The organism is Novosphingobium kalidii (genome assembly GCF_040534015.1).
Taxonomy (GTDB): domain Bacteria; phylum Pseudomonadota; class Alphaproteobacteria; order Sphingomonadales; family Sphingomonadaceae; genus Novosphingobium; species Novosphingobium kalidii.
On sequence record NZ_JBEWLY010000014.1, the window covers coordinates 167577 to 189323 of the forward strand.

The 21747-nt window shown below is 61.0% G+C and carries 21 protein-coding genes, 1 tRNA gene and 2 pseudogenes; 12 read left to right on the top strand and 12 right to left on the bottom strand.

Annotation, left to right across the window (positions count from 1 at the left end; all coding sequences use genetic code 11):
• Positions 1-2 precede the first annotated feature (2 nt).
• Positions 3-1190 (bottom strand): LLM class flavin-dependent oxidoreductase, encoded by a 1188-nt coding sequence (locus ABVV53_RS10580; RefSeq protein WP_353984393.1) that lies wholly within the window; start codon positions 1188-1190, stop codon positions 3-5.
• A 226-nt stretch (positions 1191-1416) separates the two neighbouring features.
• Here ABVV53_RS10580 and ABVV53_RS10585 point away from each other — a divergent pair, with 226 nt between their 5' ends.
• Together ABVV53_RS10585 and ABVV53_RS10590 are read left to right on the top strand one after the other, a co-directional pair.
• Positions 1417-2253 carry an SDR family NAD(P)-dependent oxidoreductase gene (locus ABVV53_RS10585; protein WP_353984394.1) on the top strand — a complete coding sequence of 279 codons (837 nt, stop codon included), beginning with the start codon at positions 1417-1419 and terminating at the stop codon, positions 2251-2253.
• Positions 2250-3026 carry an SDR family NAD(P)-dependent oxidoreductase gene (locus ABVV53_RS10590; RefSeq protein ID WP_353984395.1) on the top strand — a complete coding sequence of 259 codons (777 nt, stop codon included), beginning with the start codon at positions 2250-2252 and terminating at the stop codon, positions 3024-3026. The genes ABVV53_RS10585 and ABVV53_RS10590 overlap by 4 nt, the downstream gene beginning before the upstream one ends.
• A gap of 112 nt (positions 3027-3138) precedes the next feature.
• Here ABVV53_RS10590 and ABVV53_RS10595 read toward each other — a convergent pair whose 3' ends face one another.
• Entirely contained in the window at positions 3139-4668 is a 1530-nt protein-coding gene (locus ABVV53_RS10595; RefSeq protein WP_353984396.1) for a hypothetical protein, read from the bottom strand.
• Positions 4669-5146: 478 nt separating this feature from the next.
• Between ABVV53_RS10595 and ABVV53_RS10600 the strand changes: the two genes are divergently transcribed.
• From ABVV53_RS10600 to ABVV53_RS10620, 5 genes are all read left to right on the top strand, one after another.
• Positions 5147-6490, top strand: a complete 1344-nt coding sequence (locus ABVV53_RS10600) for an ABC1 kinase family protein (protein ID WP_353984417.1) — start codon at positions 5147-5149, stop codon at positions 6488-6490.
• 307 nt (positions 6491-6797) lie between these two features.
• Positions 6798-7352 (top strand): RNA polymerase sigma factor, encoded by a 555-nt coding sequence (locus tag ABVV53_RS10605; RefSeq protein ID WP_353984397.1) that lies wholly within the window; start codon positions 6798-6800, stop codon positions 7350-7352.
• On the top strand, positions 7343-8386 hold the full coding sequence (locus tag ABVV53_RS10610) for a FecR family protein (protein ID WP_353984398.1): 1044 nt from the start codon (positions 7343-7345) through the stop codon (positions 8384-8386). The genes ABVV53_RS10605 and ABVV53_RS10610 overlap by 10 nt, the downstream gene beginning before the upstream one ends.
• Before the next feature lie 218 nt (positions 8387-8604).
• The gene (locus tag ABVV53_RS10615; protein WP_353984399.1) at positions 8605-11796 is read left to right on the top strand and encodes a TonB-dependent receptor; all 3192 of its coding nucleotides are present in this window, start codon (positions 8605-8607) and stop codon (positions 11794-11796) included.
• Between the two features lie 17 nt (positions 11797-11813).
• Positions 11814-13082, top strand: a complete 1269-nt coding sequence (locus ABVV53_RS10620) for a purple acid phosphatase family protein (RefSeq protein ID WP_353984400.1) — start codon at positions 11814-11816, stop codon at positions 13080-13082.
• Positions 13083-13457: 375 nt separating this feature from the next.
• Here the strand turns inward: ABVV53_RS10620 and ABVV53_RS10625 are convergent, their stop codons facing one another.
• From ABVV53_RS10625 to ABVV53_RS10635, 3 genes are read right to left on the bottom strand one after another with little or no spacing between them, the layout of a single operon-like run.
• On the bottom strand, positions 13458-14108 hold the full coding sequence (locus ABVV53_RS10625; protein WP_353984401.1) for a chromate transporter: 651 nt from the start codon (positions 14106-14108) through the stop codon (positions 13458-13460).
• Positions 14105-14689, bottom strand: a complete 585-nt coding sequence (locus ABVV53_RS10630; protein WP_353984402.1) for a chromate transporter — start codon at positions 14687-14689, stop codon at positions 14105-14107. Before ABVV53_RS10630 ends, ABVV53_RS10625 begins: the two co-directional genes overlap by 4 nt.
• Positions 14690-14696: 7 nt before the next feature.
• Positions 14697-15182: a DoxX family protein gene (locus ABVV53_RS10635; protein WP_353984403.1), complete on the bottom strand. Its 486-nt coding sequence runs from the start codon at positions 15180-15182 to the stop codon at positions 14697-14699.
• A 132-nt stretch (positions 15183-15314) separates the two neighbouring features.
• Here ABVV53_RS10635 and ABVV53_RS10640 point away from each other — a divergent pair, with 132 nt between their 5' ends.
• Genes ABVV53_RS10640 through arsH form a run of 4 tightly spaced genes read left to right on the top strand, consistent with a single transcriptional unit; the run spans position 15315 to position 17882 of the window.
• Positions 15315-15632, top strand: a complete 318-nt coding sequence (locus tag ABVV53_RS10640) for an ArsR/SmtB family transcription factor (protein WP_419956776.1) — start codon at positions 15315-15317, stop codon at positions 15630-15632.
• 14 nt (positions 15633-15646) lie between these two features.
• Positions 15647-16075 carry an arsenate reductase (glutaredoxin) gene (gene arsC / locus ABVV53_RS10645; RefSeq protein ID WP_353984405.1) on the top strand — a complete coding sequence of 143 codons (429 nt, stop codon included), beginning with the start codon at positions 15647-15649 and terminating at the stop codon, positions 16073-16075.
• Positions 16075-17142: an ACR3 family arsenite efflux transporter gene (gene arsB, locus ABVV53_RS10650; RefSeq protein ID WP_353984406.1), complete on the top strand. Its 1068-nt coding sequence runs from the start codon at positions 16075-16077 to the stop codon at positions 17140-17142. The genes arsC and arsB overlap by 1 nt, the downstream gene beginning before the upstream one ends.
• On the top strand, positions 17139-17882 hold the full coding sequence (gene arsH, locus ABVV53_RS10655; protein ID WP_353984407.1) for an arsenical resistance protein ArsH: 744 nt from the start codon (positions 17139-17141) through the stop codon (positions 17880-17882). Before arsB ends, arsH begins: the two co-directional genes overlap by 4 nt.
• A gap of 442 nt (positions 17883-18324) precedes the next feature.
• Here the strand turns inward: arsH and ABVV53_RS10660 are convergent, their stop codons facing one another.
• The 6 genes and pseudogenes from ABVV53_RS10660 to ABVV53_RS10685 all read right to left on the bottom strand — a co-directional run.
• Positions 18325-18582 carry a response regulator gene (locus tag ABVV53_RS10660; protein ID WP_353984408.1) on the bottom strand — a complete coding sequence of 86 codons (258 nt, stop codon included), beginning with the start codon at positions 18580-18582 and terminating at the stop codon, positions 18325-18327.
• Positions 18583-18637: 55 nt separating this feature from the next.
• The gene (locus ABVV53_RS10665; protein ID WP_353984409.1) at positions 18638-18844 is read right to left on the bottom strand and encodes an ATP-binding protein; all 207 of its coding nucleotides are present in this window, start codon (positions 18842-18844) and stop codon (positions 18638-18640) included.
• Positions 18845-19009: 165 nt separating this feature from the next.
• On the bottom strand, positions 19010-19363 hold the full coding sequence (locus tag ABVV53_RS10670) for a histidine kinase dimerization/phospho-acceptor domain-containing protein (protein WP_353984418.1): 354 nt from the start codon (positions 19361-19363) through the stop codon (positions 19010-19012).
• A 175-nt stretch (positions 19364-19538) separates the two neighbouring features.
• Positions 19539-19712, bottom strand: a pseudogene (locus ABVV53_RS10675) (PAS domain-containing protein); the annotation flags it as partial.
• A 274-nt stretch (positions 19713-19986) separates the two neighbouring features.
• Positions 19987-20445: a PAS domain-containing protein gene (locus ABVV53_RS10680; RefSeq protein WP_353984410.1), complete on the bottom strand. Its 459-nt coding sequence runs from the start codon at positions 20443-20445 to the stop codon at positions 19987-19989.
• A 662-nt stretch (positions 20446-21107) separates the two neighbouring features.
• Positions 21108-21197 (bottom strand): annotated as a pseudogene (locus ABVV53_RS10685) (IS5/IS1182 family transposase); the annotation flags it as partial.
• A gap of 13 nt (positions 21198-21210) precedes the next feature.
• Between ABVV53_RS10685 and ABVV53_RS10690 the strand changes: the two are divergent.
• The gene (locus ABVV53_RS10690; RefSeq protein ID WP_353984411.1) at positions 21211-21474 is read left to right on the top strand and encodes a hypothetical protein; all 264 of its coding nucleotides are present in this window, start codon (positions 21211-21213) and stop codon (positions 21472-21474) included.
• A 39-nt stretch (positions 21475-21513) separates the two neighbouring features.
• On the opposite strand, the gene ABVV53_RS10695 is transcribed toward ABVV53_RS10690, so the two are convergent.
• Positions 21514-21590: transfer RNA gene (locus tag ABVV53_RS10695), tRNA-Met, on the bottom strand.
• Between the last annotated feature and the right edge of the window lie 157 nt (positions 21591-21747).

Here is a 21747-nt window from a genome sequence, read left to right on the forward strand (position 1 = left end):
CTTCACGCTGCTTGCTGGTCCCGCCCGAGCGCGCGCTCGGTTTCACCGATCTGCTGCTCAAGGCTGGCCGCCAGGCGATTCGCGCCGCGCTTCTGAAGCTCTGGCAACACGCGCGTTCCCAGCAATTCGATCGATTTCATCACAGCTTCGTGGGGAAGGTAGCCGAAGTTGAGGTAGCACAGCAGCTGGTCGACGCCGATCTCCTCCCAGCGCAAGAACTTCTTCAGGCACTCGTCCGGTGTGCCGGCGATCACCATGTCTTCCTGGTCGAAGCGCTCGATGTTGAAGTCGTTGCGCACTTTCGCTTCGAGCAGGGGGAAAGCCTGGGCTTTTTGCTCGTCGGTGAGGTGCGACATCTCCCACTTGAGGTGGAACTTGGCCAGACCTTCATACCACCACCACATTGACTCCCAGACACGGTTGGTAGCGAAGGTGTCGCGCGATTCCGCGCAGTGCACGAGAGTGTAGACGCCCACCTTGTTGGTGTGCACGCCCGTGAGCGGGACCGCATTCTGCTGCGCCTCGCGATAGGTTCTGATGATGGATGCCAGCTTGTCGAGCGGCTGCATGATCGAGAAGCACAGAAGGCCGCAGCCGTTTTCTCCCGCCATGACTGCGCTGGATTCCGTCGCGGCGGCCATCCAGGCAGGCGGGTGTGGGTATTGGTAGGGCTTGGGGGTGACCATGCGCTTAGGGAACTTGAGGTACTCGGAGTCCTCTTCGTAGTACTCCTGCTCCCACATGCCGACCACGGTGCGGGCGGCGGCCTTCATCTTGTCCTTGCTGGCGGGGATGTCGACGCCGAACGCGATCTGCTCCATCGGCGTGGAGCGGCCCATACCCCAGATAGCCCGCCCGCGCGACAGCACGTCGACGGTTGCGACCTTTTCGGCGATGCGGGCGGGGTGGATGAATTCGTGCGGCATCAGCGAGACGCCGAACCCCAGCTTGATCCTGTCCGTGATCTGGGAGAGCGCGCCCAGCACGGCCTCGTTGCAGGGCATGTGGCTGCGGTTCTCGCGAAAGTGATGTTCGACGAGCCAGACAGCTTCGAAGCCAACTTTGTCGGCGAGGACGATCTGCTCGATGTTCTCCTTGTAGACGCGACGTTCTTCGGTGCGCTGTCCCCACGGGTGCTCACCGGCCCAAGGTTGCGGCACATCGAATTCGTACAGAAGACCGAGTTCCATAATCATCTCCCAGAACAGCTATTGTTTGGATGTTGCTAGGACCCGATCATCTGAGCGTGCAATGAAAAACCGTCTTGATCGGCCAAATACATGATTATGCAAAAACATCTGCGTATATACGAATTTGATGCTGCAATCGGCCTCGGTGCAGACAAGTTGATTGACCATTCTGCATCATCACTGCAGCCTTGCGCGAAGAAACGACAAAGTGGTGGGAGGAAGCGCTATGTCCGCCAAACATGACTTCGATCAAGCAAGCTCGCAGCCGACCATCTCCGAGGCGTTCGCCCTGGAAGGCCGCACAGCGGTTGTCACCGGCGCAGCCTCCGGTATCGGACGAGGCATTGCGCAATTGCTGGCCGAAGCGGGCGCCCGAACAGTCATAAGCGACGTCAACGAAGCCGGTCTTCGCCAGACGGCAAGTCTGATCGAGCGCAGCGGACCGCCTGCGATCGCGACCTCTGCCGATGTCTCTCGTCGTACCGACATCGACGCACTGGCGGATCTTGCCGTAGCCGAGAGCGGCCGGATCGACATCTGGGTCAACGTGGCTGCTATCATCGTCAACCGCCCTATCCTCGAAACGCAGGAGGATGAACTCGATCGTCTGCTCGCGATTAACCTGAAGGGCGTCTACTGGGGCTGCGCCGCGGCGGGACGGCTAATGAAGGAGGCGGGAAGCGGCTCGATCATCAACCTGTCGTCCGGCGGCGGGGAAGCGGCCGTTCCGGGGCTCTCGCTCTACTCCATGTCGAAGGCCGCGGTGAACATGCTGACGCGCACAGTGGCCAAGGAGTTCGGCCCCTATGGCATCCGCGCCAATGCCATCGCTCCGGGCTGGGTCGATACGCCCATGGGTCTGCATAGCTTTCGAAACGAGGCAGGAGAGATCGATCCCGACAAACGCGCTGCAGGTCTGCAGCAGCGCGCCCAGGCATCCCCGCTCGGCATCACCGGAACACCACGCGACATCGCGCTCGCCGCGCTTTACCTCGCATCGGACGCCAGCCGTTTCATGACCGGGCAGATCCTTCGTCCCAACGGCGGAGTGGCAATGCCATGAGCGCACCCGGACAACGCCTTGCAGGCAAAGTCGCTCTCGTCACCGGCGGGGCACAGGGGATCGGCGAGGCCATCAGCCGCAAACTGCTGGAGCACGGCGCCCAAGTTTTGATCGGCGACATACAGCATGAAAAAGGCGCCGCGCTTGCGCAGGCGTTGGGCGGTAGCGCGCACTTTCTTCCACTTGACGTGACGGACCCGGAGAGTTGGTCGGCCTGCATCGAGGACGTGCTAGATCAGAGCGGCGGCGTTGACATTCTCGTCAACAACGCCGGGAACGGCACTGGCGGTCCTATCGAGCACCAGGATATCGCGAAGCACCGCGCAGTGGTGGCACTCAATCTCGATGGAACCTGGCTGGGCATTCGGGCGATCGTGCCAGCACTGGCTGCCCGAGGTGGCGGCTCCATCGTCAACATATCGTCAATTGACGGGCTCGCTGGCGTCTCGGGCCTGAGCACGTATGTCGCGACGAAGTTCGCGGTCACCGGCATGACTAAGGCGCTGGCGCTTGAACTGGGTGACCGCAACATTCGCGTGAACAGCGTGCATCCCGGCATCGTCGATGCCACTCACGACCGAAAAATGCCGTCAGCTTCGATGGAGCGCTTACGCAAGGCCATCGAACGCCAGCCCATCAAGCGCATGGCCAGAGTTGAGGAGATCGCCAACGCAGTGCTCTTCTTCGCATCTGACGAAAGCTCCTACTGCACCGGCTCCGAGCTGCTGGTCGACGGCGGGCACCTGGCGGGTCCCTACCGCGATCCCTTCTGATCATGCGCGAGAGAAGTCTGAGAGGCTGCTCCACCGCGTAGGCTGAGTGCCAAGCCAGCGCGGGCTACGATTCCATTGTAGAAACCGCAGTGACTGCCCGCCTGCACATCTTTTACGCTCCTGCCCGGCAAGCGGGATTCCCGGCATCGCGCAGTGCGACGAAGGTGATGGACTTCGCGGGAATCGAGACCTTCCCGGATGCGGAGATCGGGTTCAAGCCCGTCAGCGAGCCGTCGCTTGCGAGTGCGGGAGCAGTCCCGTTCACCGTCACTGACTTGCTATCGAGCGATGGAGCCTCAAGTCGCCAGACCTGCGCCTTGCCCTTGAACGGAATTCTTTGCGTATTGTCGCCAAGGTTTATCGCGGCGAGGCCGACGCCGCCGTTCACGTTTGGCAGGCAGTGAGCATATATACGCAACTGCGGCGAAGGCGACTCCGGCGAGGCTAGTACCGTCGTTCCCATGGTTCGGCGCCAAAGCACCGCGGCCCAGTAGTTTGGCCTCGGCTCGCGCGTTTCCTCTTCAATCAGAGAGTAGTCTGAAGCGGTGAGCGTGTTGTGGAACACCACGTCGACGCCTTTCTGCGCAAGCAGCCCCAGCTGGTTTACGTATCGGAAGCTGTCGACGAAGTGAGCCGCCCAAGGGCTCCCTCCGCACGCGGCCTGCGCCGTCTCAGTGACCCACATGGGGTCGCCCGGCTCGTACTTGTCGCGAAGAGCCGAATAGTAGCGCCAGTCGCGCAGCGTAAGGTCCAGCCAGGCCGGCGTCAGCGCGTCCGCGCGTTGCGCGGTGGTCGGGCGCCGCTTTGCACAGCGCTCAGACACTTCGCCGTAGAAATGGTACGACACCGCATCGACCGTGTTCGGACTTGCCTCCATCAGCTTATCCGTCATCAGCATCCGCTCCAGCGACGCGATGGGGATGGCGCTGAGATCCGCGCCCTCGCCTACGCCGCCCGGGCCGACGATCTTCATCGCCGGCGCCGCCGTCTTCGCCCAATCGCGGAAGATTGCGAAGTCCCGCGTGTAGTCAGCGACGGAGTAGTCCTTGGGCAGGTTGCCCAACGAGGCCGCGTTCGGTTCGTTGATGAACTCAGAGAAAGCGAGCTCGCCCCCCGCCTGCCGGGTAAGGTCAAGCAGACGCTGCGCCTGCTCTGTCTTCCAGGTGCCATCGGGCTGCCTGGAGCCTTCGCCCACTGCATAGCTCACGCCAATCTTGGCATCGACCGCGCGTGCGAAGTCCACCACCCCGCGCCACTGATCGCGAGTGAGGATCTGGTTATAGCCCTTTGGCGGAGCAGCAAGGTGCTCTCCTTCCGCTTCAAGGTAGGTCGAGTTCGCCCACGTGCCGCTGACACGCATGTAGGACGGCCCTAGATGCTTGGTAAGCGCGCGAAGGCGCTCGTCAGACAGGTCCTCTGGCGGTCGCTGGCGATACTGCTCATCGCCCGGTCCCCCATAGGGCGCCCAAAAACGGCCGCCGGTCACTTCAACCATTTCCACATTGTACGACTGAAAACGCTCGTCCACCTCAGCGATAGCCGGAAGCCGCCCGAACTCGTACTTCGTGTCCGGCTTGGTCGCGCCGATCAGACTGAGAGCCGCAACACTCGCCAGGGTTGCTACGCGTGACGTGCTTTTCATCAGTGGCTCTCTCCAAAGCGTTATCTCAACAGGACCTAATACACGATCCGAACGATCGGCAAGAGAGCGGCCGGCATTAATTGGGGCGTAAAGCCGGCAGAGGCGAAGTTCGGATCGCTGCCGAGCGAACGTGCGCTCTCCTCAGAAATATAGCCGACGCCTATGCCCACGCGACACACATTACCTTGGGCTACGACGTCCATGACCGGCTACCGGCGCGTCAACGCACATCGACTTCGTTTCTGGTTTCCCGCCCTCGCCTGGTGTGAAATGGATTGGGCATCGAGGGGCACGACCATGACAGAACCTGGCTGACGGGCGAGAAATCTGGATCACCAACGCTCACGTTGCCGATCGCATGCTCCTCATCGCACGCACCACGCCGCTAGAGGAGGTCAAGCGCAGGACGGAAGGTCTGACCCTTGAGGGCAAGGTCAATGCGATGGAACCAACATCGCTTCGCGACTACTGTGTGGGCATGACGAGATCTCGAGAAAGCGGCTCACGAGCGGTTCCGCGCAGCCGCCTATCCCGGTTGAGCACATTCGGGCGGCTTGCTGGCGGCGTGGCGAGCGGGATGCTGGCAGAAGGAGCACGCCGCATGGCTCGGGGCGAGCGTCCCCGGATCAACGACCTGATCCTAACGCCGGGCAACGCCGCTCGACTGGCGGATCGGCTCTCTCACCTGCGCGGCGCGGCCATGAAGCTGGGGCAGATGATCTCGATGGATGCGGGAGACATCCTGCCGGCCGAGCTTTCCACCATTCTGGCTAGCTTGCGCGACCAGGCCCAGCGCATGCCGCCAGCCCAACTCGATCGGGTGCTCAAACAAGAATGGGGTCCTGACTGGCGCCGCCGCTTCCGCCATTTCGAGGCGGTGCCGATCGCTGCCGCGTCGATCGGTCAGGTGCATCGTGCCACGTTGCCTGACGGGCGCGTGCTGGCGGTGAAGGTGCAGTATCCGGGCGTTGCGGACAGCATCGACGCCGATGTCGACAACGTGGCAAGCCTGCTGCGCATCTCAAACCTGCTGCCCGCCAGTATCAACCTCGCTCCACTTCTCGCCGAAGCTAAGCGCCAACTGGCGGATGAGACGGATTACTTGCGCGAAGGCCAGGAGTTGCGCCGTTTTGGTGAGCTGCTCTCCGGCGATGCGCGTTACGTGGTTCCGGACCTTGAGGAGAACCTCACCACCTCACGGGTGCTAGCGATGAGCTTCATCGAAGGTCGGCCGATCGAGGAATTGGCCGGGGCGGCACAGGCGGACCGCGACGCGGCCATGACAGCACTGATCGAACTGGTGTTGCGTGAACTATTTGCGTTCGGAGTCATGCAGACGGACCCGAATTTCGCCAACTATCGCTGGCAGCCGGAGACCAAACGGCTAGTGCTGCTAGACTTCGGCGCCGCTCGCCCGGTCTCCACGCATACATCGGACGCCTATCGCTCGTTGATCGAGGCAGGGCTCGCACGCGATCTCGGCAAAGTGCGCGAAACCGCAGTCGAAACCGGGTTCCTGGGAGAAAGCGCCGCAACCGCGCACCGGCCTGCAATCGACCGCATCATCTCAGCCATCGATGCGGCCATGAACCGGGAGGGACCGTTCGACTTCGGCGACCGAGCCTTTGTGCCGGTCGTGCGCGAGGAAGCCAGTGCCTTGCTCGCGGATCGTGCTGCCTGGCACGTGCCGCCTACGGACACACTTTTTGTGCAACGCAAGGTGAGTGGCACGGCGCTGCTGGCAGCGCGGCTTAAGGCACGGGTGATGGTGCGGGAGTTGGCCGCGGCTGCGATCACAGCGGGCGAGATGCAGGTTCCATGATGATCGCGGCGGCAGCGGCACTCACGCATGAAACCCAGATCAGCAAGGGCTGACAGATGACAGCCGACGCTGCGCTGCGCTGCGCCGCCGACGGAGATCGCAAGCGAACACATGCCGTTCAAGCTGAGCGAGGGTGTCGAGCAATGCCAGCGAGGGCTCCTCAACTTCATCGAAAACAGCCTTGAGCATCTCGGCGGCAGCGCGCGACGCCACGAATGATGACAGTTCGGCGATCTGTCTGAGGCGCTAGATCGCCGAACTGTCATCTTGCGTGCCTATGAGGCGCGCTCTTGCGCACGAGGGGGCGATGGAGCGTTGTTGCGACGTTATTGGGGGCGGTGCTGCCGCGGGGCACCCTGTGGTCGACTGGCAAGGCACTCACGCCGCGCTGGTGCGCTATCTGCTCGCGCGCCGCGTGACCAAGGATTTGGCTGAGGACATCGCGCAGGAAACGATTGCCCGTCTTGTCGTAATCTCACGTTCGCAGGCAATCGCCAGCGTATTCGCGTTGGCCTTTCGTATCGCCAACAATCTTCTTGTCGATCAGGCGCGGCTCCATAGCCGCAGCACCGCCGGGCTGGATGAGGACATGGTCTGCGATGCTCCTTCCCTTGACCGCGTTCTCGATTCTCAGAAGGCTTTCGAGGTCTTCCAGCGCTGCCTCAACCGTATGCCCCCGTTGCGCCGCGAAGTGCTCGTGCGCAGGCGGCTGCAACATCAGAGCTGCCGCAGCATTGGCGAGGAGCTCTCGCTCAGCGACAAGGCCGTCGAGAAGCACATCTCACGCGCTCTTGACGATTTGCGCCGCGGGATGACGCGGGCGGGACTAGATCCTGCAGGATGGAACCAGCAATGGTACTGAGGCAAGCAGACATCGAGCAGCACGCTGCCTATTGGATCGAGCGAATGCACGGCCCTGCCGTGGACAGCGAGACGGCTGCACGGTTTGACCAATGGATCGGGGCCGATCCTCGTCACATCGAAAGTTTCAGCCGCCTCTCCGCGCTCTGGAACGCCGGCGCTCTTTCGCGGGCCCTGGCGACATGTTGTGCACGAAACGACAACAATCCTTCCGAAGCCGGAGCGGTCTTCCCCCGCACACGCAAGGATCTGCGCGCCGCGTTAACAGCGCTGCGGAGGACATCTGCGGGCCGACCACGCGTTCTCGCACGCCGCGTGAGCCGCGCTCCTGCCGCAACAATGACCGCCGCAGGCATCGCTGCTGTCGTAGCGCTCATATTCTGCTTCCCGCTGCTTCGCGGCGCATTGGTGCAGGAGGCCGTCTATTCCACCCGCACCGGTCAAGAGCGCATTGTCACACTGCCGGATGGCTCGAGTGTACACTTGGGAGGAGCGACACGTTTGTTCGCGCGGATCACACCATGGTCGCGCAGCGTATCCATGAAGCAGGGCATGGCGTTCTTCGACATAGCGCACGAGCGGCTGCGTAGCTTCGAGGTGCACGCCAACGCGTCGCAAATACGCGTGCTCGGCACAGCCTTCGACGTCGAGCTGCTCGCCCGCAACGCCCAGCAAGTACGAGTCTATCGCGGGTTGGTGCAAGTTGAGGATGGCGGCAACTCCTGGCACCTACCGCGCGGAAGCGGTCTTTTTCTATCAGGTACGCTATTGCAGCGCCGTGATGGATTGGAGGGTGACCGTCCGGACTGGCTCGACGGCTGGTATGACGCCCATGACACTCCGCTCTCAAGCATCCTCGAGCGGCTCAACCGGATTTCACCGCAGCAGGTAGTGTTGGCACAGCCGGGGTTGGGTGAATTGCGCTTAAGTGGCCGATTGCGGGTTTCCGATCCGCATGAGCTGCTCGACATCATTTGCGCGGCGGAAGGGCTTCGCTGGCAGCGCAATGGATCGCGTATCGTCTTGTCTCGGTGATTAGCCCCCGAGGCAGCCGTCATATAACGATCCACAATACTGCGCGTCTAACATTTGCACCTTATCAAGCAATTATCCGATCCGCGATTAAATACGAAAATTTAAGTCTGTAATAGAAATCTCGTCAAAGTGAAATATTTGCATTTTTGAAAAAAACTTTGTCGGGTTTGTAGGCATCTCCCCGTCTATACCTCGATTGCTTCTTGGGGGTAGTAAACATGATCGGGATAATCAAAGCGCGCGCCGGTGTTTCGGCGCTAGCCGTTTCGCTTGCCTGCATTTCGTCGGTTGCGATGCCGACACACAGCTACGCAGCCCCGGCTCAAGCGTTCGACTTTGCCATTCCAGCGCAGGATCTGTCCGGAGCCCTGCGCCAGTATTCGCGCGTGACCGGCCTGCAGATCGCGGCTCCCGCCGAGGTTTTGCGCGGACGCCGCAGCCCTGGTGTGTCGGGACACATGGATCAGGAAGCGGCACTGGCGCGACTGGTTGCGGGCGCTGGCGTGGAGATCCGCCGCAGGGGGCGCGCGGTCATCGTCAGCCCGCGTCTTGCCGTTCCGGTTGCCGCTGTCAAAAGCATGCCTCGTCCCGTCCCGGCACCTGCTGCTCAACTCGCTCCTGAAGCAGAGGAAATCGTCGTGACCGGCTATTTCGCGGCGGTGCAGGAATCGCTGGAGAAGAAGCGGGAGACCGATGTCGTCTCGGATACGGTGAGTGCGGATGACATGGGCAAGCTGCCAGCCAACAACGTCTCCGAGGCGCTGGCGCGCATGCCCGGCGTCAACGCGGTGCGCAGCGCGACGACCGGCGAGGGTGACCGCATCACTGTGCGCGGCCTCTCTACCGAGCTTAACAACTACTCGATCAATGGCGTGCGGCTCGGTGGCGCCGGCTCGCGCGATGACGTGTTCTATCGCGGTGTCCGCCTGTCGGTCCTTCCGCCCGACGGCATAAAGGAAATTACAGTCTACAAGACGCTGACGCCTGACCGGGATGGCGATGCGCTTGGCGGATCGGTTGATATCTCCACCCCCACGGCTTTCGACCAAGACCCCACCTACTTCCGCTTCTCGGCCGAGGGCGGCCTGCTCGACAAGTTCGATCATAGGAAATCCGCACAGATATCCTCTGCTGCCTCGCGCCAGTTCTCGGAGAACTTAGGGGTGTTCGTGTTAGGCAGCTGGAGCCGCCGAAAGTCGCAGTTCGAGCAGAACGGCGTGGACGGCGATAACCAGCCCGACACCTGGTATGCCAACAGCGAGACGCTTGGCTGGGATCCCAGCCGCTTTGTTCTGCGTGGCATGAACCTGGGCTTTGGGGAGACCGAGGTGGAACGCTGGGGTGTCAATTCGAGCATCGATTTCCGCTCGGACACACATGACTTCCACCTGCGCGGACAGTACAATAAGTACCGTAAGAAGGAGTTCCTGAACCGGCTCAACTTCCGGAATGATACTTCACGCAATTCCACGCGCCTTTTGCAGGTGGATCGTACGCGCCGGGATCTTGCGCAGCCCGAGGATACCATCGTCGGCTTTGATGAGGATCTAGGCCGCATCTACGGCTATACGCCCGATCAGATCGTCGACCGTGACGATGATGGCATCATCACCGATGCAGACCGCTCGGCGCGTTCGACATACAGCCTCGTCGGCAGTTCGGGTACTTGGGACCCGGCTGGTTTTCGCCTGCGCCGGTTCTGGGAAGGTTCCAGCGAGACGGGCAATCTTGCTTCGGCAAACTTCGGCGGCGTGTCGCGCTTCGGCGCACTGACGCTCGATTATGACGTTTCCTACTCACAGTCCGAGGACAACCTCGATGATGGCTACGAACTGGAATTCCGCAGCGACAAATACGGCTGGCTGGGCAATCGCGGCGTCCTCTTCTCAGCAGCGGAAGACGCGCGGTTTCCCAAGTGGCTTCTGAACCCGACAGGACTCGCCAGCGTCCAGGACCCGTCTGAGTACAAGTTCAGCGGGCTCGAAGGCGAAGTGGGCGGTTCGAGCGAGAAGCTCTGGCAGGGCCAGTTCAACGCGCGCTGGAACGTCGAGGGGCCATTCCTGCAGTCCTTCAAAACAGGTGCCAAGTTCTACAACTCGCGCCGCCGTACCTACGAAGGCTCGTTCCTCGACCTCAATTTCGTTGGCACGCTTGCCGACTTCTCCGGCCTTTATGGCAAGGAGGTCACCAGCCTCTTCGGCGGCGCCTACTCAGGAGACTACCGGCTTGGTACCGTGCTCGACAATGAAGCGATGCTTGCCGAGCTGCAACGCGCGCAAAAGGGAGAGAGCAGCTATTTCGATGGCTTTGCGGTCGATCCCTCGCAAGCAGAGATCTCCGACGAGGACAGCTTTCGCTTCACCGAGCGAGTGATCTCTGCTTACTTCATGGGTACGGCACAGGTCGGCAAGGCAAAGATCATCGCCGGCGTGCGCATGGAAAACACGCGCAACACGATCGACGCCTGGAACCTCGATCCGGTGCTTGGCCAGCGCTACACCCGTGATCGCACCAGCTTCACCAACTGGCTACCGTCGATCCACGTCAACTACGACATCGATAACAAGACGAAGCTGCGGGGCGCAATCTGGACCAGCTTTGCCCGGCCTGACATTGCCCGCATGAGTTCGGCCCGCGAGTATGCCTATGACCGCGATCCTGACGGCGACGGCGTGGAGAACCCGACCTCAGACTGGATCCTGACCGGGATAGAAATGGGCAATCCTGAACTCAAGCCACTGACGTCCACCAACTTCGACGTTTCATTGGAGCACTACGCGGGTCGTACCGGGGCCTACTCGGTCGCGCTGTTCTACAAGCAGATCGACAATTTTCTGTTCCGCTCCTCCTCGTCCAACATTCGTAACGGCACTGCAGGCGTGAATGTCAATCCGGAAGGCGTGGCGGTAACGATGCCCAACAACGGCAAATGGGCCGATGTCTACGGCATGGAAATCAGCGCGCAGCAGCTCCTGCATTGGCTACCGGGCATACTCGGCTCTCTCGGAGTCAGCGGCAACCTCACTCTGCAGCGCTCGAAAGCGGAGACAGGCCTGTCATGGCACCCAGAAGGCTACACCCTGCCACTGATGGAAACGCCCGACACCATCGCCAACCTCCAGCTCTTCTGGGAGCGCGCTGGATGGGAAGTCTATGCCGCATGGAACTACCAGAGCAAGTTCATGGCCGGGATCAACGACTTCGGCAATGACCCTTACGAACAGCCATACAGCTTCGTGGACCTTACCTTGCGCAAAACCTTTTTCGAGAAGTCCTCGATTCAGTTGCAAGTTCAGAACCTGTTCGATTCACACACATATTGGCAGACCGTCTCCTCGGGTGACGGGGCGAGCCGTGCCTACATCAAAAACGGGCGCTCGATCTCGCTCGGCTTCAACGCTGTCTTCTAAGGAAAGGGACACCTTCTATGAAGACGATTTTCAAAGGCCTCTGCGCTGTTCTCCTGTCCGGCACCTGCGTCGTCCCTGTGGGGGCGCAGGTACCAGCGTCCGTGCTTGCCCCAGCAAGTGCGACGCCCGAGCGGATCATTCTCAATCTCACCTCCGATACCGCCCACGAGATGGCCGTGACCTGGCGCACGGCGCCGGGCCTATTGGGGCAAGTAGAATACGCCGTTGCCACAGCCGGGCCGGACTTCGTGAAGACTCCGATGAGAATGGCAGCGACCACCGAGAACGCCAGGGTAGTTACCGAGGAGGACCCGCAGTTCCACGCGGCATACCATTCCGCCATTCTCAAGGACTTGAAGCCCGACACTGTCTACGCCTACCGCGTGGGTGACGGCACGCGCTGGTCGGAGTGGTTCCAGTTCCGCACGGCGGCCGCAGAAGCCAAGCCGTTCCGCTTTCTCTATCTTGGCGATATGCAGAACCAGGTTCTCTCGGAAGCCTCGCGCACTTTGCGCATGGCCTTCCGCTCAGCGGGCGACGTAGCCTTTACGATCCACGCGGGCGACCTCATCAACCGTCACAACTCGGACCGTGAGTGGGGCGAATGGTTTGACGCTGGCGGCTTCCTTTATGCGCAGACCCCCCAGATGCCGACCCCCGGCAACCATGAATACGGGAAGGACGGAGCGGCGCGCGCAGGCTCCTCCGTCACCGGTCAGTGGCGCCACCAATTTACCCTGCCCGAGAACGGCCCGACCGGTGTCCCCGAAGCGACCGAGACGCACTGGTATACAGACTATCAAGGTCTGCGCCTGATCTCGATCGACTCGCCGCAGCTGGATCGTAACGACGAGGCCCGTGCGCAAACTATCGCCTGGCTCGACGCATTGCTGGCGGATAATCCGAACCGCTGGACTGTTATATTCTTGCACTTCCCGCTTTTCTCCAGCGACCCCGATCGGGATAATCCAAAGGTTCGCTCGGCGCTCAAGCCTTTGATTGACAAGTACAAGGTCGATCTCGTCCTCCAGGGGCACGACCATGGTTATGCACGGGGCGCGATCGGTGCCGCAGGCCCTACCGCAGATGGCGCGGGTGCAACTTACGTCGTCTCAGTGGCAGGTCCCAAGATGTACGATGTCGCCGAGCTGGCTTGGGCCCGCAAGACCGCAGCTCGCGCACAGGCCTATCAAATCATCGAAGTGGAGAACGACCACCTGCGCTATCGAGCATACACCGCCACTGGCGAACCTCTCGACGAGATGACGCTGAACAAGCCTCAGTAGCCCGCTGAACGAGCTTAACGTGGCACTAGAGCGGTTCCACACGAACTGATTCGATGGGGATTTCCTTCGCGGCGGCGTTGTGATTCAGACTTCCTGCTGGTGGCAGAAGGCGAGTATATGATCAAAGCAGACATCCTGTTCGCGATCACGGACTGCCCCCAACTGGTGGGCGGGCCTGAAATTCAACCTGCCGCCCCTTCGGCGCACCTCGAGCGTCCTTTGCGGACCAGAGCTTCAGTCATGCTGCCTGCGGCGTTGTTCGAGGATTTGGAATCGGCACGCGGAAGGTCACAAGCGGGGCTGAGACCGATCAGCCCGCGCGGAATAAGCGCCGGGCAGCAGTTCCTTTCTTTTGCTAGCCGATGAAGAAGGCGCTCAGATCAGCGCGTGCAGGGTTGATGCAACGCTTACTCCCGCCACCACTGCCCATGTGGGGATCTTCGCGAAAGATAACGCAACGAAACCCGCGGCTGCAATCACGACATCGGATGGCGCGCCAATTGCGCTAGGCCATACCGGGTCAAGAAAGGCATTGGCGAGGATGCCGACCACGGCCGCGTTCGTCCCGGCAAGCGCGGCGGGAGCCCATTGCGTACCGCGCAGGCAGTCCAGAAGGGCAGCACTCCAAGCAGCATCAGAAAGCCTGGCAGAAAGATGGCGACCAGCGCGATCGCAGCGCCGGTGGCACCGTTCGGCTCGGGGCCGCTCACTCACCGCGCCTAGATAGGACGCACAGGTGAAGAGCGGTCCGGGTACCGCCTGAGCGGCGCCGCAACCGGCAACGAACGCGTTCTCGCTGATCCAGCCGGGCGCCACGACTTCAGCCTCAAGCAGAGGAAGTACGACGTGGCCGCCGCCGAAGACCAAAGCTCCGGCGCGATAGAATGCATCGAACAGGTCCAATTCGTGTGCATCGTTTGACCAAGTCGCCACTGGAAGCCCCACAAGGAGAACTCCGAACGTCGCGAGGCACAGCAAGCCGGCGCGGCGGCTTACCCGCGATGTCATGGTGGGTCGAACAGTCACGCTGCCGTTCCGGCAGAGCCAGAAACCGGCTGCGCCCCCTGCCATAACGGCGCCAACTTGCCCCACGGAAGCCGGTACAAAGGTAGCGAGGAGCAGCTCCGCGACGGGGCAATGGCGGCGCGTGGCAAGTCCGGTGTGAGACTGCGCGCCATGCCCCAGATCGCGTGCGCGACAATCGGGACTGCAACCAGCTTCAGTCCGTGGATCAGCGCGTCCCCAACGGGACCGCTGAGCGCCCTCGTCCAATACGCGAATGCAAACAAGAGGATGGCGGAGGGCACTGTGAAAGCGGTCCAGGCGGCGAGCGCCCCCATGAACCCGGCGCGCTGCAGGCCGAGAGCAAATCCGACCTGACTGGATGCCGGCCCCGGCAGAAACTGGCAAAGGGCCACCGCCTCCGCATAAGCGCGCTCGTCCAGCCAGCGGCGGCGCAGCACCAGTTCGTCTCGAAAGTAGCCGAGATGCGCGATCGGTCCCCCGAACGAGGTGACGCCGAGCTTTAGGAAGGCCACAAAGACCTCGCGTGCGCTGCCCGCTTTCTGTGGCGTTTCACCCTCTAGCGGACGAACCGCATCATCCACGCTCGGGTCACGGAACTCGCCGCGTCGGCCAGAGCATGGCATCGATTGACCAGCGCCCGGCACCTGAGAGGAGAATGAAAATTGCCTTCATTAGCATAGCAAAATCGGTGCGCGTCTCGTGGGTCATGCTCAAGATCCCGTATCGATCGAGATTGCGGACCTTGAAAATCCCCCAATCCTCACCGAGCAGGATCGGCACCTTCGTCGTCAGGATCGCAACGAGCATGACGACAATCAGCGGCACGGCCGCCGTACGTACGAACCACCCGAGCAAAATCGCGGCACCGCATACAAGCTCGACGAGGCCGACGAAGGGTCCCATCACCTCGGCATAGGGAATTCCGATCTTCGTGAACCGACCAGTTCCAAGGATCTCAGGAAAAACCAGCTTCTGATAACCCTCGAGAACGAACACGAAGGCTAGGCTCAGGCGGATCAGGATCGCCCAGTCAAGCTTTCCTGGACTGCGCCACCATTCAATAGCTGTCTGCATCGCTCGCTCCTTGTGACTGCCGCCTCGGGTCAAGACACATAGGCGCCCGACAGACATGCGTAAACCATCGGGAGAAAACGATGGCTTGATCCGCTCGGATATATCGGTAAAAGGCGATGCGTGGAATCCGAAATGGCCTTGGCAGCGCTTGCTGCGCTCTCGCACCCAACCCGGCTGCTCACGTATCAGCTGCTGGTGAAGCATGAGCCGGAGGGTCTCTCAACCGGCCAACTCGTCGAACTCGTCGATCTGACACAGAGTACCTTTTCAACGCATCTCGCAGTGCTGGTGAAGGCGGGGCTGGTCGTGCCGGAGAAGCGAGGCCGCCAAATGATCCAGCGCGCCAGCATCGATGCGATGCGCGAGCTCATGCTCTTCCTTGCCAAAGACTGCTGCCAAGGCCGCGCCGAGCTGTGCGAGCCGCTGCTGGCCGAACTCACCTGCTGCTGATCGGAGCTAAAGCCATGCCCATCGACATCGTTATCTACCACAACCCCAATTGCGGTACCTCGCGCAACACTCTCGGGATGATCCGCAACGCTGGGATCGAGCCGCACGTGATCGAGTACCTGAAAACACCGCCCTCGCGCGAGATGCTGCTCCAGCTCATCGAACGCGCCGGGATTACGGCTCGGCAATTGCTGCGCGAGAAAGGCACGCCGTATGCCGAACTCGGGCTCGACGACGAGAACCTGACGGACGATGCACTTATCGATGCGATGATGGAGCATCCCATCCTGATCAATCGCCCGCTGGTAGTGAGCCCGTTAGGCGTGCGTCTGTGCCGCCCGTCCGAAGCCGTGCTCGACATCCTGCCGCAGCCGCAGGGGGGCGCCTTCGCCAAAGAGGATGGCGAACAGGTAGTAGATGCTGCCGGGCAGCGGGTGGCTTGATGGCGACGCTTGCCTCCGAGGCGCAGCGGCCTGCCATGAGCAGGTTTGAGCGCTATTTGAGCCTCTGGGTCGCCGCTTGCATCGCCGTTGGCATCGGGCTTGGGCACATTCTGCCCGAGGCGTTTGCCGTGATCGCAGCCGCTGAGATCGCCCGCGTGAACCTCGTGGTGGCTGTGCTCATTTGGCTGATGATTGTGCCCATGCTGCTAAAGATCGACTTTGCCGCACTGGGGGCGGTCCGCCAGCACTGGAAGGGCGTAGGGGTTACACTGTTCGTCAATTGGGCGGTGAAACCGTTTTCCATGGCGGCGCTTGGCACTCTGTTCCTGGGATGGCTGTTCGCACCGCTACTGCCCGCCAGCGAGATACCCTCGTATATTGCTGGCCTGATCCTGTTGGCCGCCGCGCCGTGCACGGCGATGGTCTTCGTCTGGTCCAACCTGTGCGACGGCGAGCCCGCCTACACGCTCAGCCAAGTCGCGCTCAACGATGTGCTGATGATCTTTTTGTTCGCGCCGCTCGTCGGACTTCTGCTCGGCGTCGCCGCAATCACCGTGCCTTGGGACACGCTGCTACTTTCGGTGGCGCTTTACATCATGGTGCCGGTAATCGTTGCACAGCTCTTCCGCCGCGCGGTGCTTGCCAACGGCGGCCAAGCGGCTCTCGATGGGCTGCTGGCATGCCTCGGACCAGTATCCCTCGTAGCGCTGCTCGCAACATTGCTTCTGCTGTTCGGTTTCCAAGGCGAGCAGATCCTCAGTCAGCCATTGGTGATCGCGCTTATCGCGGTGCCGATCCTCATTCAGGTCTATTTCAACGCCGGCATCGCTTACTGGCTGTCGCGCCGTTTCGGGGTTGCCTGGTGTGTGGCGGCGCCGGCTGCATTGATCGGCGCCTCTAACTTCTTCGAACTGGCGGTCGCCGCGGCCATTTCGCTGTTCGGCCTGCAGTCCGGAGCAGCGCTCGCCACGGTGGTCGGCGTGCTGGTAGAGGTGCCTGTCATGCTCTCGGTAATTTCCATCGTGAAGCGCACGCGCGGATGGTATGAACGGGGGGCAATGGCATGAACCGCCTGCGCACCCTTTGCGATCCCGAGGTCCTGCCTGCACTGGACCCTGCTCATGTGCTGCGTCAGCCAGCTCAAGGGCTGGGCCCAGATCAGCCTTCTCCGCGTATCCTGCTCCTATACGGTTCGCTGCGCGAGCGGTCTTTCTCAAGGCTGGCGACGGAAGAGGCCGCCCGCTTGCTTCAACTGTTCGGCTGCGAGACGCGCATCTTCGATCCTGCCGATCTGCCCTTGCCGGACCAGGTAGCAGGCGACGACCACCCCGCCGTACATGAGTTGCGCGAGCATGCGATGTGGTCAGAGGGCATGGTATGGTGCAGCCCCGAGCGTCATGGCCAGATCACAGGGGTCATGAAGGCGCAGATCGACCATTTGCCGCTCGAGATGAAGGGAATGCGCCCAACGCAGGGCCGCACGCTGGCGGTGATGCAGGTGTCGGGCGGATCGCAGTCGTTCAATGCGGTGAACACATTGCGCCTGCTTGGGCGATGGATGCGAATGTTCACGATTCCCAACCAATCTTCGGTCGCCATGGCGTACAAGGAGTTCGACGAGGCCGGTCGCATGCGGCCGTCCAGCTACTATGACCGCATCGTGGACGTGATGGAGGAACTCGTGCGATTCACTGTGCTGCTCAGCCCCCAGGCAGCGCAGCTGGTCGACCGGTACTCCGAACGGAAGGCGAGACAAAGCGCTCTGGGTGAAGACCATGCTGCGGTTGCACTACGCGCTCGCTCATGATCCCATGCTTGCCCCTGCTCCGCCTCAATGATCGGTATTCGCGCTGGCTGCTTGCGATGCCCACCTATGCTCAAGGCAAGGACCGGGAGCCGTGTCGCCGCTCCGAGATCATAGAGACCGCGATAGCCGCCGGTCGATGAGCTCAAGGCACAGCCTGATGCGGTCACAGCCCATGTTGGTGCCTAACCGCACACCTCAGGTTATGAAGCCGTGCGAGTGCTTCAGCGTAACAGCAAGATAGCCGCGGCTCCAGATCCAGACTCACTGATCAGAGCCAGAAGACGGTGGCGGCAGCGGACAGGACTTGAATCCAGAGCCGGGTTGGCCGGAAACACCCGCCTTTCCGAACGGACTACTTAACCATCAATTCGCCGATACGCATTGTAAGTGCCTCTATAGTGAAAGTTTAGTGAGTATTTCCATATCCGGATCAAGATACTGATCACAGATCACTGCCGCTTCCGCGTAGCCGGTTATAAAAAGCGTCGTCAGGGCAGGGACGGACTGCGCGATCTCCCTCAGCCATCTGTCGCCCGTTCATGCCGCCGGGCAGTCCGACATCAGTGATGAGGAGATCAATTTTCTCCTTCGAGCGCAGCACCTTCAGCCCTGAGACGCTGTCGGCGGCCTCAGGAACCGCATAACCATGCTCCCGCAGGACATGAGCGACCAACATCCGAATGGTTTCTTCGTCATCCACCACAAGCACCGTGTCGCCACTAAGTGCGCGCGGTTCCCGCCCTTTAGACTAAAAGTCATCCGTGCTGGTCACCAAGCCCTGGTTTCGGGACACATAGAGTCGAACCGTGGTGCCCTTCATCCACGATGGAATGAATGCGCGTTTGCCCGCCCGACTGCTGCGCAAAACCGTAAACCATAGATAAGCCGAGCCCAGTGCCCTGACCTACCGGCTTCGTGGTGAAGAACGGCTGAGACACGCGCGCGAGCACGTCTGCCGGCATACCGACCCGGTATCACTGACGCTCAGGATCAGGTACTCACCTTCAGGAAGCTCATAGGCGCGCGCTGCCTTGCCGACTATAGTTCGGTTTTCGGCTTCGATCGCTATACGGCCACCGTCGGGCATTGCGTCGCGCGCGTTGATACACAAGTTCAGCAGCGCGTTCTCAAGCTGACTTGCATCGACGAGAACTGACCAAAGGTCTGGCGCGGACTTGATGTCGACAGCGATGCTCGGACCCACTGTTCTCTGAATGAGTTCCCCCATCCCGCTTACCAGTAAACTTACATCTGTAGTCCGGGGGATCCAACGTCTCGCATCGCGAAAAGGCGAGAAGGCGGTGCGTAAGAGCAGCGGTGCGCTTGGTCGCACCTTGAGCTGCCGCCATATACTTGTCGACTTCTGTGAGCCGGCCTTGCGCGATACGCGTATCCATCAAATCCAGGGAACCCGAGACGCCTGCCAGCAGGTTGTTGAAGTCGTGCGCCAAGCCGCCGGTAAGCGGCCCAACCTCCTCCATTTTCTGCAACTGACGGAGCTTTCTCCTCCGCACGCATCAACTCGTCCGTGCGTTTAGTGACGCGCTCCTCAAGGTTTTCATTGAGGGCACGTAGTTCAGCGATAGCTAGGTCGCGTTCGGCCTGCATCACACGCCGCTCTTCAACGTTGATGAGGACGCCGGGAAAGCTCAGAGGAGTGCCGTCCGAGGCGTGGTCTACGCAACCGTTCGCCTCAATCCAGTAGTAGTGGCCATCGGATCGCCGCACGCGGTACTGGTGAGCGTAGGAGGCGCCGCGAGCGATCGTCTCGTTGATTGCTTTCGATAGCGCCGCCTGATCTTCCGGGTGGACCGTAGCGGTGATCTGCATGAGTGGGAGACCTTCTCTGCCAAGCGCCGGCTCAAGACCGACGCGCCCGCGAAAGCCTCATCAATGGTAAACTGATCTGTCGGCAGGTCCCAGTGCCAGGTACCGATAATCGGGCCGGCTTCCAGGCCAGCTGTACCCGCTCAATGTCCCCTCGGGCCAAGGCCTCGCTAGCTCGCAGGCGCTCCTCCGCCTCACGGCGTTGCGTCACATCATTGAAAATTATCGCTATCTGTCGATCTCCAGGACCTCCCACTCGGACGGCCCTCCCATCGAACTAACGCTCGAAGGCTTGGGCGTGATCTTCGAAGTTCGCGGGCTCCCCTGTCTTCGCGACATGCCCATACGTCTCGAACCAGGATCGCACTAGGTCGGGTGTGTACTGGGTCACCCACATGCCTTGTAGATTTACTCCGGACTGACGCACGAAAGCTGGATTGGCTTCTACAAAGCGGTAATCAATCGGATAATCATTTTTGTCGAACTTTACCTCGACGGTGGCGAACGCAGCCTCAACGGTATCGAAGATCGATTCATAGCGCTCCTGCGCTTTTCTAAGAGCGGAACCCGCAAGATGCTCCTCTGTGCGATCGCGCAGGATCTTTACAAACCCAGGGTGCTGACCGTCGTCGGTCAACAGCGGCATCGTTTCGCCCGAGGCCCAGAAACGCTCTCCATCCTTCCTTAGATGCCAGCGCTCGTCCGTGAAGCGTCCTTCGCAGAGCGCTCGATGCATCTCCCGTTCGACACAACCATCGTCCTGTCCTCGGGGGTAAAGAACCGCTCAGCACTATCACCGCAGCTCAGCGGCAGTCCATGCCATCACGTGTTCCGCGCCACCGTCCAGTCTGTTAGCACGCCCGCGGGATTAGTGACGACGATCGCAAAGTCTGCGGCGCTTTTGAACATGGCCGATAGCGAGCTTCACTGTTCGGCACGGATTTCGCACGAGTTAGTGCTACATTGAAAGGCTCAGCTGTCTTGTTCGTTGCCTCAAGGGAAGCACTCTCGTTTGGCGCGCGGCTTTCCGCCTGCTCCAGCAGAGCACGCAAACGTTTATTCTCCGCTTCAAGCTCCTCCGATCTCGTCATAGATGCACGCCTGCTGTTTGATTCTTAGTAGTATATAAGACGCTAACGCTCCGGCGCGCTGTCGGATGCAATCGACGGTCTGTAAGGCCCTCTTGCTACTATGTTATTCATCTGCGCAGAGACGCGCACTTCGATAGCATTTCGGCAAAACCGACGTACAGGGTTGGACACGGTCGCCAACAGCACAGGAACCATCTTTACCAACGCCCGTGCACTGCTAGTCGCCGGCGAGGTAGGGTAGGTTCAGCAACCGTGGAATGGAAGCTATCCGCGACGGCAGCCAGCTCCACGCGGCAATCGTCCGGGAAGTCTTGTGTGGGCCGTATTCCCTGGACGCATCACACCACCGCAAACCGGTGCGATTGACGAAGATGATCCCGCTCAGAGCCCGCCGATCCCGCGGAGCCTGCATGACATCGCCCTCCACCAACCGATCAATGGGTCCTGAGCCTAGCACTCCAGTTGCGCAGATCCTGCTTCAGCCTGTTCTGCTGCAGCAGTTCGCCGCCAAGGTTGGCGCGCTACGTGAGACCCTGGACGATGACACGATCAGAGCCGAGGCTTGCGAAGCTTTGGACGTCTTGATCGAGAGCGCGCCGACTACCCTGAAGCGGGCGATGGTCCGGCAGCAGAAGTGGTGGCAAACGTCGCGGATCTTACGGCGTATGCCGTAAACGCAGCCCTGAGAGGCGGGGTGTGGAGTTCTATGGCGGTGGTTGCGGGGGTAGGATTTGAACCTACGACCTTCAGGTTATGAGCCTGACGAGCTACCGGGCTGCTCCACCCCGCGTCACCGTGTGGACTGAGAGTTTCAGTCCAGTAGCAGTTGTTTGGTGCCTGTTTCGACTGTGTCGATCCGGGCGGCGGGCTGCTCCACCCCGCGTGATTTGTGTGGCTGATGGTTCAGCCGGGTTGCGTCTGCTGGAGACGCGACGAGGGCCACGTGG

Coding starts and splice junctions, on each gene's coding strand:
- ABVV53_RS10690 (WP_353984411.1), top strand. CDS start 21,211: ATGACATCGCCCTCCACCAACCGATCAATGGGTCCTGAGCCTAGCACT.
- arsB (WP_353984406.1), top strand. CDS start 16,075: ATGGCGACGCTTGCCTCCGAGGCGCAGCGGCCTGCCATGAGCAGGTTT.
- ABVV53_RS10585 (WP_353984394.1), top strand. CDS start 1,417: ATGTCCGCCAAACATGACTTCGATCAAGCAAGCTCGCAGCCGACCATC.
- ABVV53_RS10595 (WP_353984396.1), bottom strand. CDS start 4,668: ATGAAAAGCACGTCACGCGTAGCAACCCTGGCGAGTGTTGCGGCTCTC.
- ABVV53_RS10670 (WP_353984418.1), bottom strand. CDS start 19,363: ATGGAGGAGGTTGGGCCGCTTACCGGCGGCTTGGCGCACGACTTCAAC.
- ABVV53_RS10605 (WP_353984397.1), top strand. CDS start 6,798: ATGGAGCGTTGTTGCGACGTTATTGGGGGCGGTGCTGCCGCGGGGCAC.
- ABVV53_RS10610 (WP_353984398.1), top strand. CDS start 7,343: ATGGTACTGAGGCAAGCAGACATCGAGCAGCACGCTGCCTATTGGATC.
- ABVV53_RS10600 (WP_353984417.1), top strand. CDS start 5,147: ATGACGAGATCTCGAGAAAGCGGCTCACGAGCGGTTCCGCGCAGCCGC.
- ABVV53_RS10635 (WP_353984403.1), bottom strand. CDS start 15,182: ATGCAGACAGCTATTGAATGGTGGCGCAGTCCAGGAAAGCTTGACTGG.
- ABVV53_RS10615 (WP_353984399.1), top strand. CDS start 8,605: ATGATCGGGATAATCAAAGCGCGCGCCGGTGTTTCGGCGCTAGCCGTT.
- ABVV53_RS10620 (WP_353984400.1), top strand. CDS start 11,814: ATGAAGACGATTTTCAAAGGCCTCTGCGCTGTTCTCCTGTCCGGCACC.
- ABVV53_RS10665 (WP_353984409.1), bottom strand. CDS start 18,844: ATGCCGGCAGACGTGCTCGCGCGCGTGTCTCAGCCGTTCTTCACCACG.
- ABVV53_RS10680 (WP_353984410.1), bottom strand. CDS start 20,445: ATGCATCGAGCGCTCTGCGAAGGACGCTTCACGGACGAGCGCTGGCAT.
- arsH (WP_353984407.1), top strand. CDS start 17,139: ATGAACCGCCTGCGCACCCTTTGCGATCCCGAGGTCCTGCCTGCACTG.
- ABVV53_RS10590 (WP_353984395.1), top strand. CDS start 2,250: ATGAGCGCACCCGGACAACGCCTTGCAGGCAAAGTCGCTCTCGTCACC.
- arsC (WP_353984405.1), top strand. CDS start 15,647: ATGCCCATCGACATCGTTATCTACCACAACCCCAATTGCGGTACCTCG.
- ABVV53_RS10580 (WP_353984393.1), bottom strand. CDS start 1,190: ATGGAACTCGGTCTTCTGTACGAATTCGATGTGCCGCAACCTTGGGCC.
- ABVV53_RS10640 (WP_419956776.1), top strand. CDS start 15,315: ATGGCCTTGGCAGCGCTTGCTGCGCTCTCGCACCCAACCCGGCTGCTC.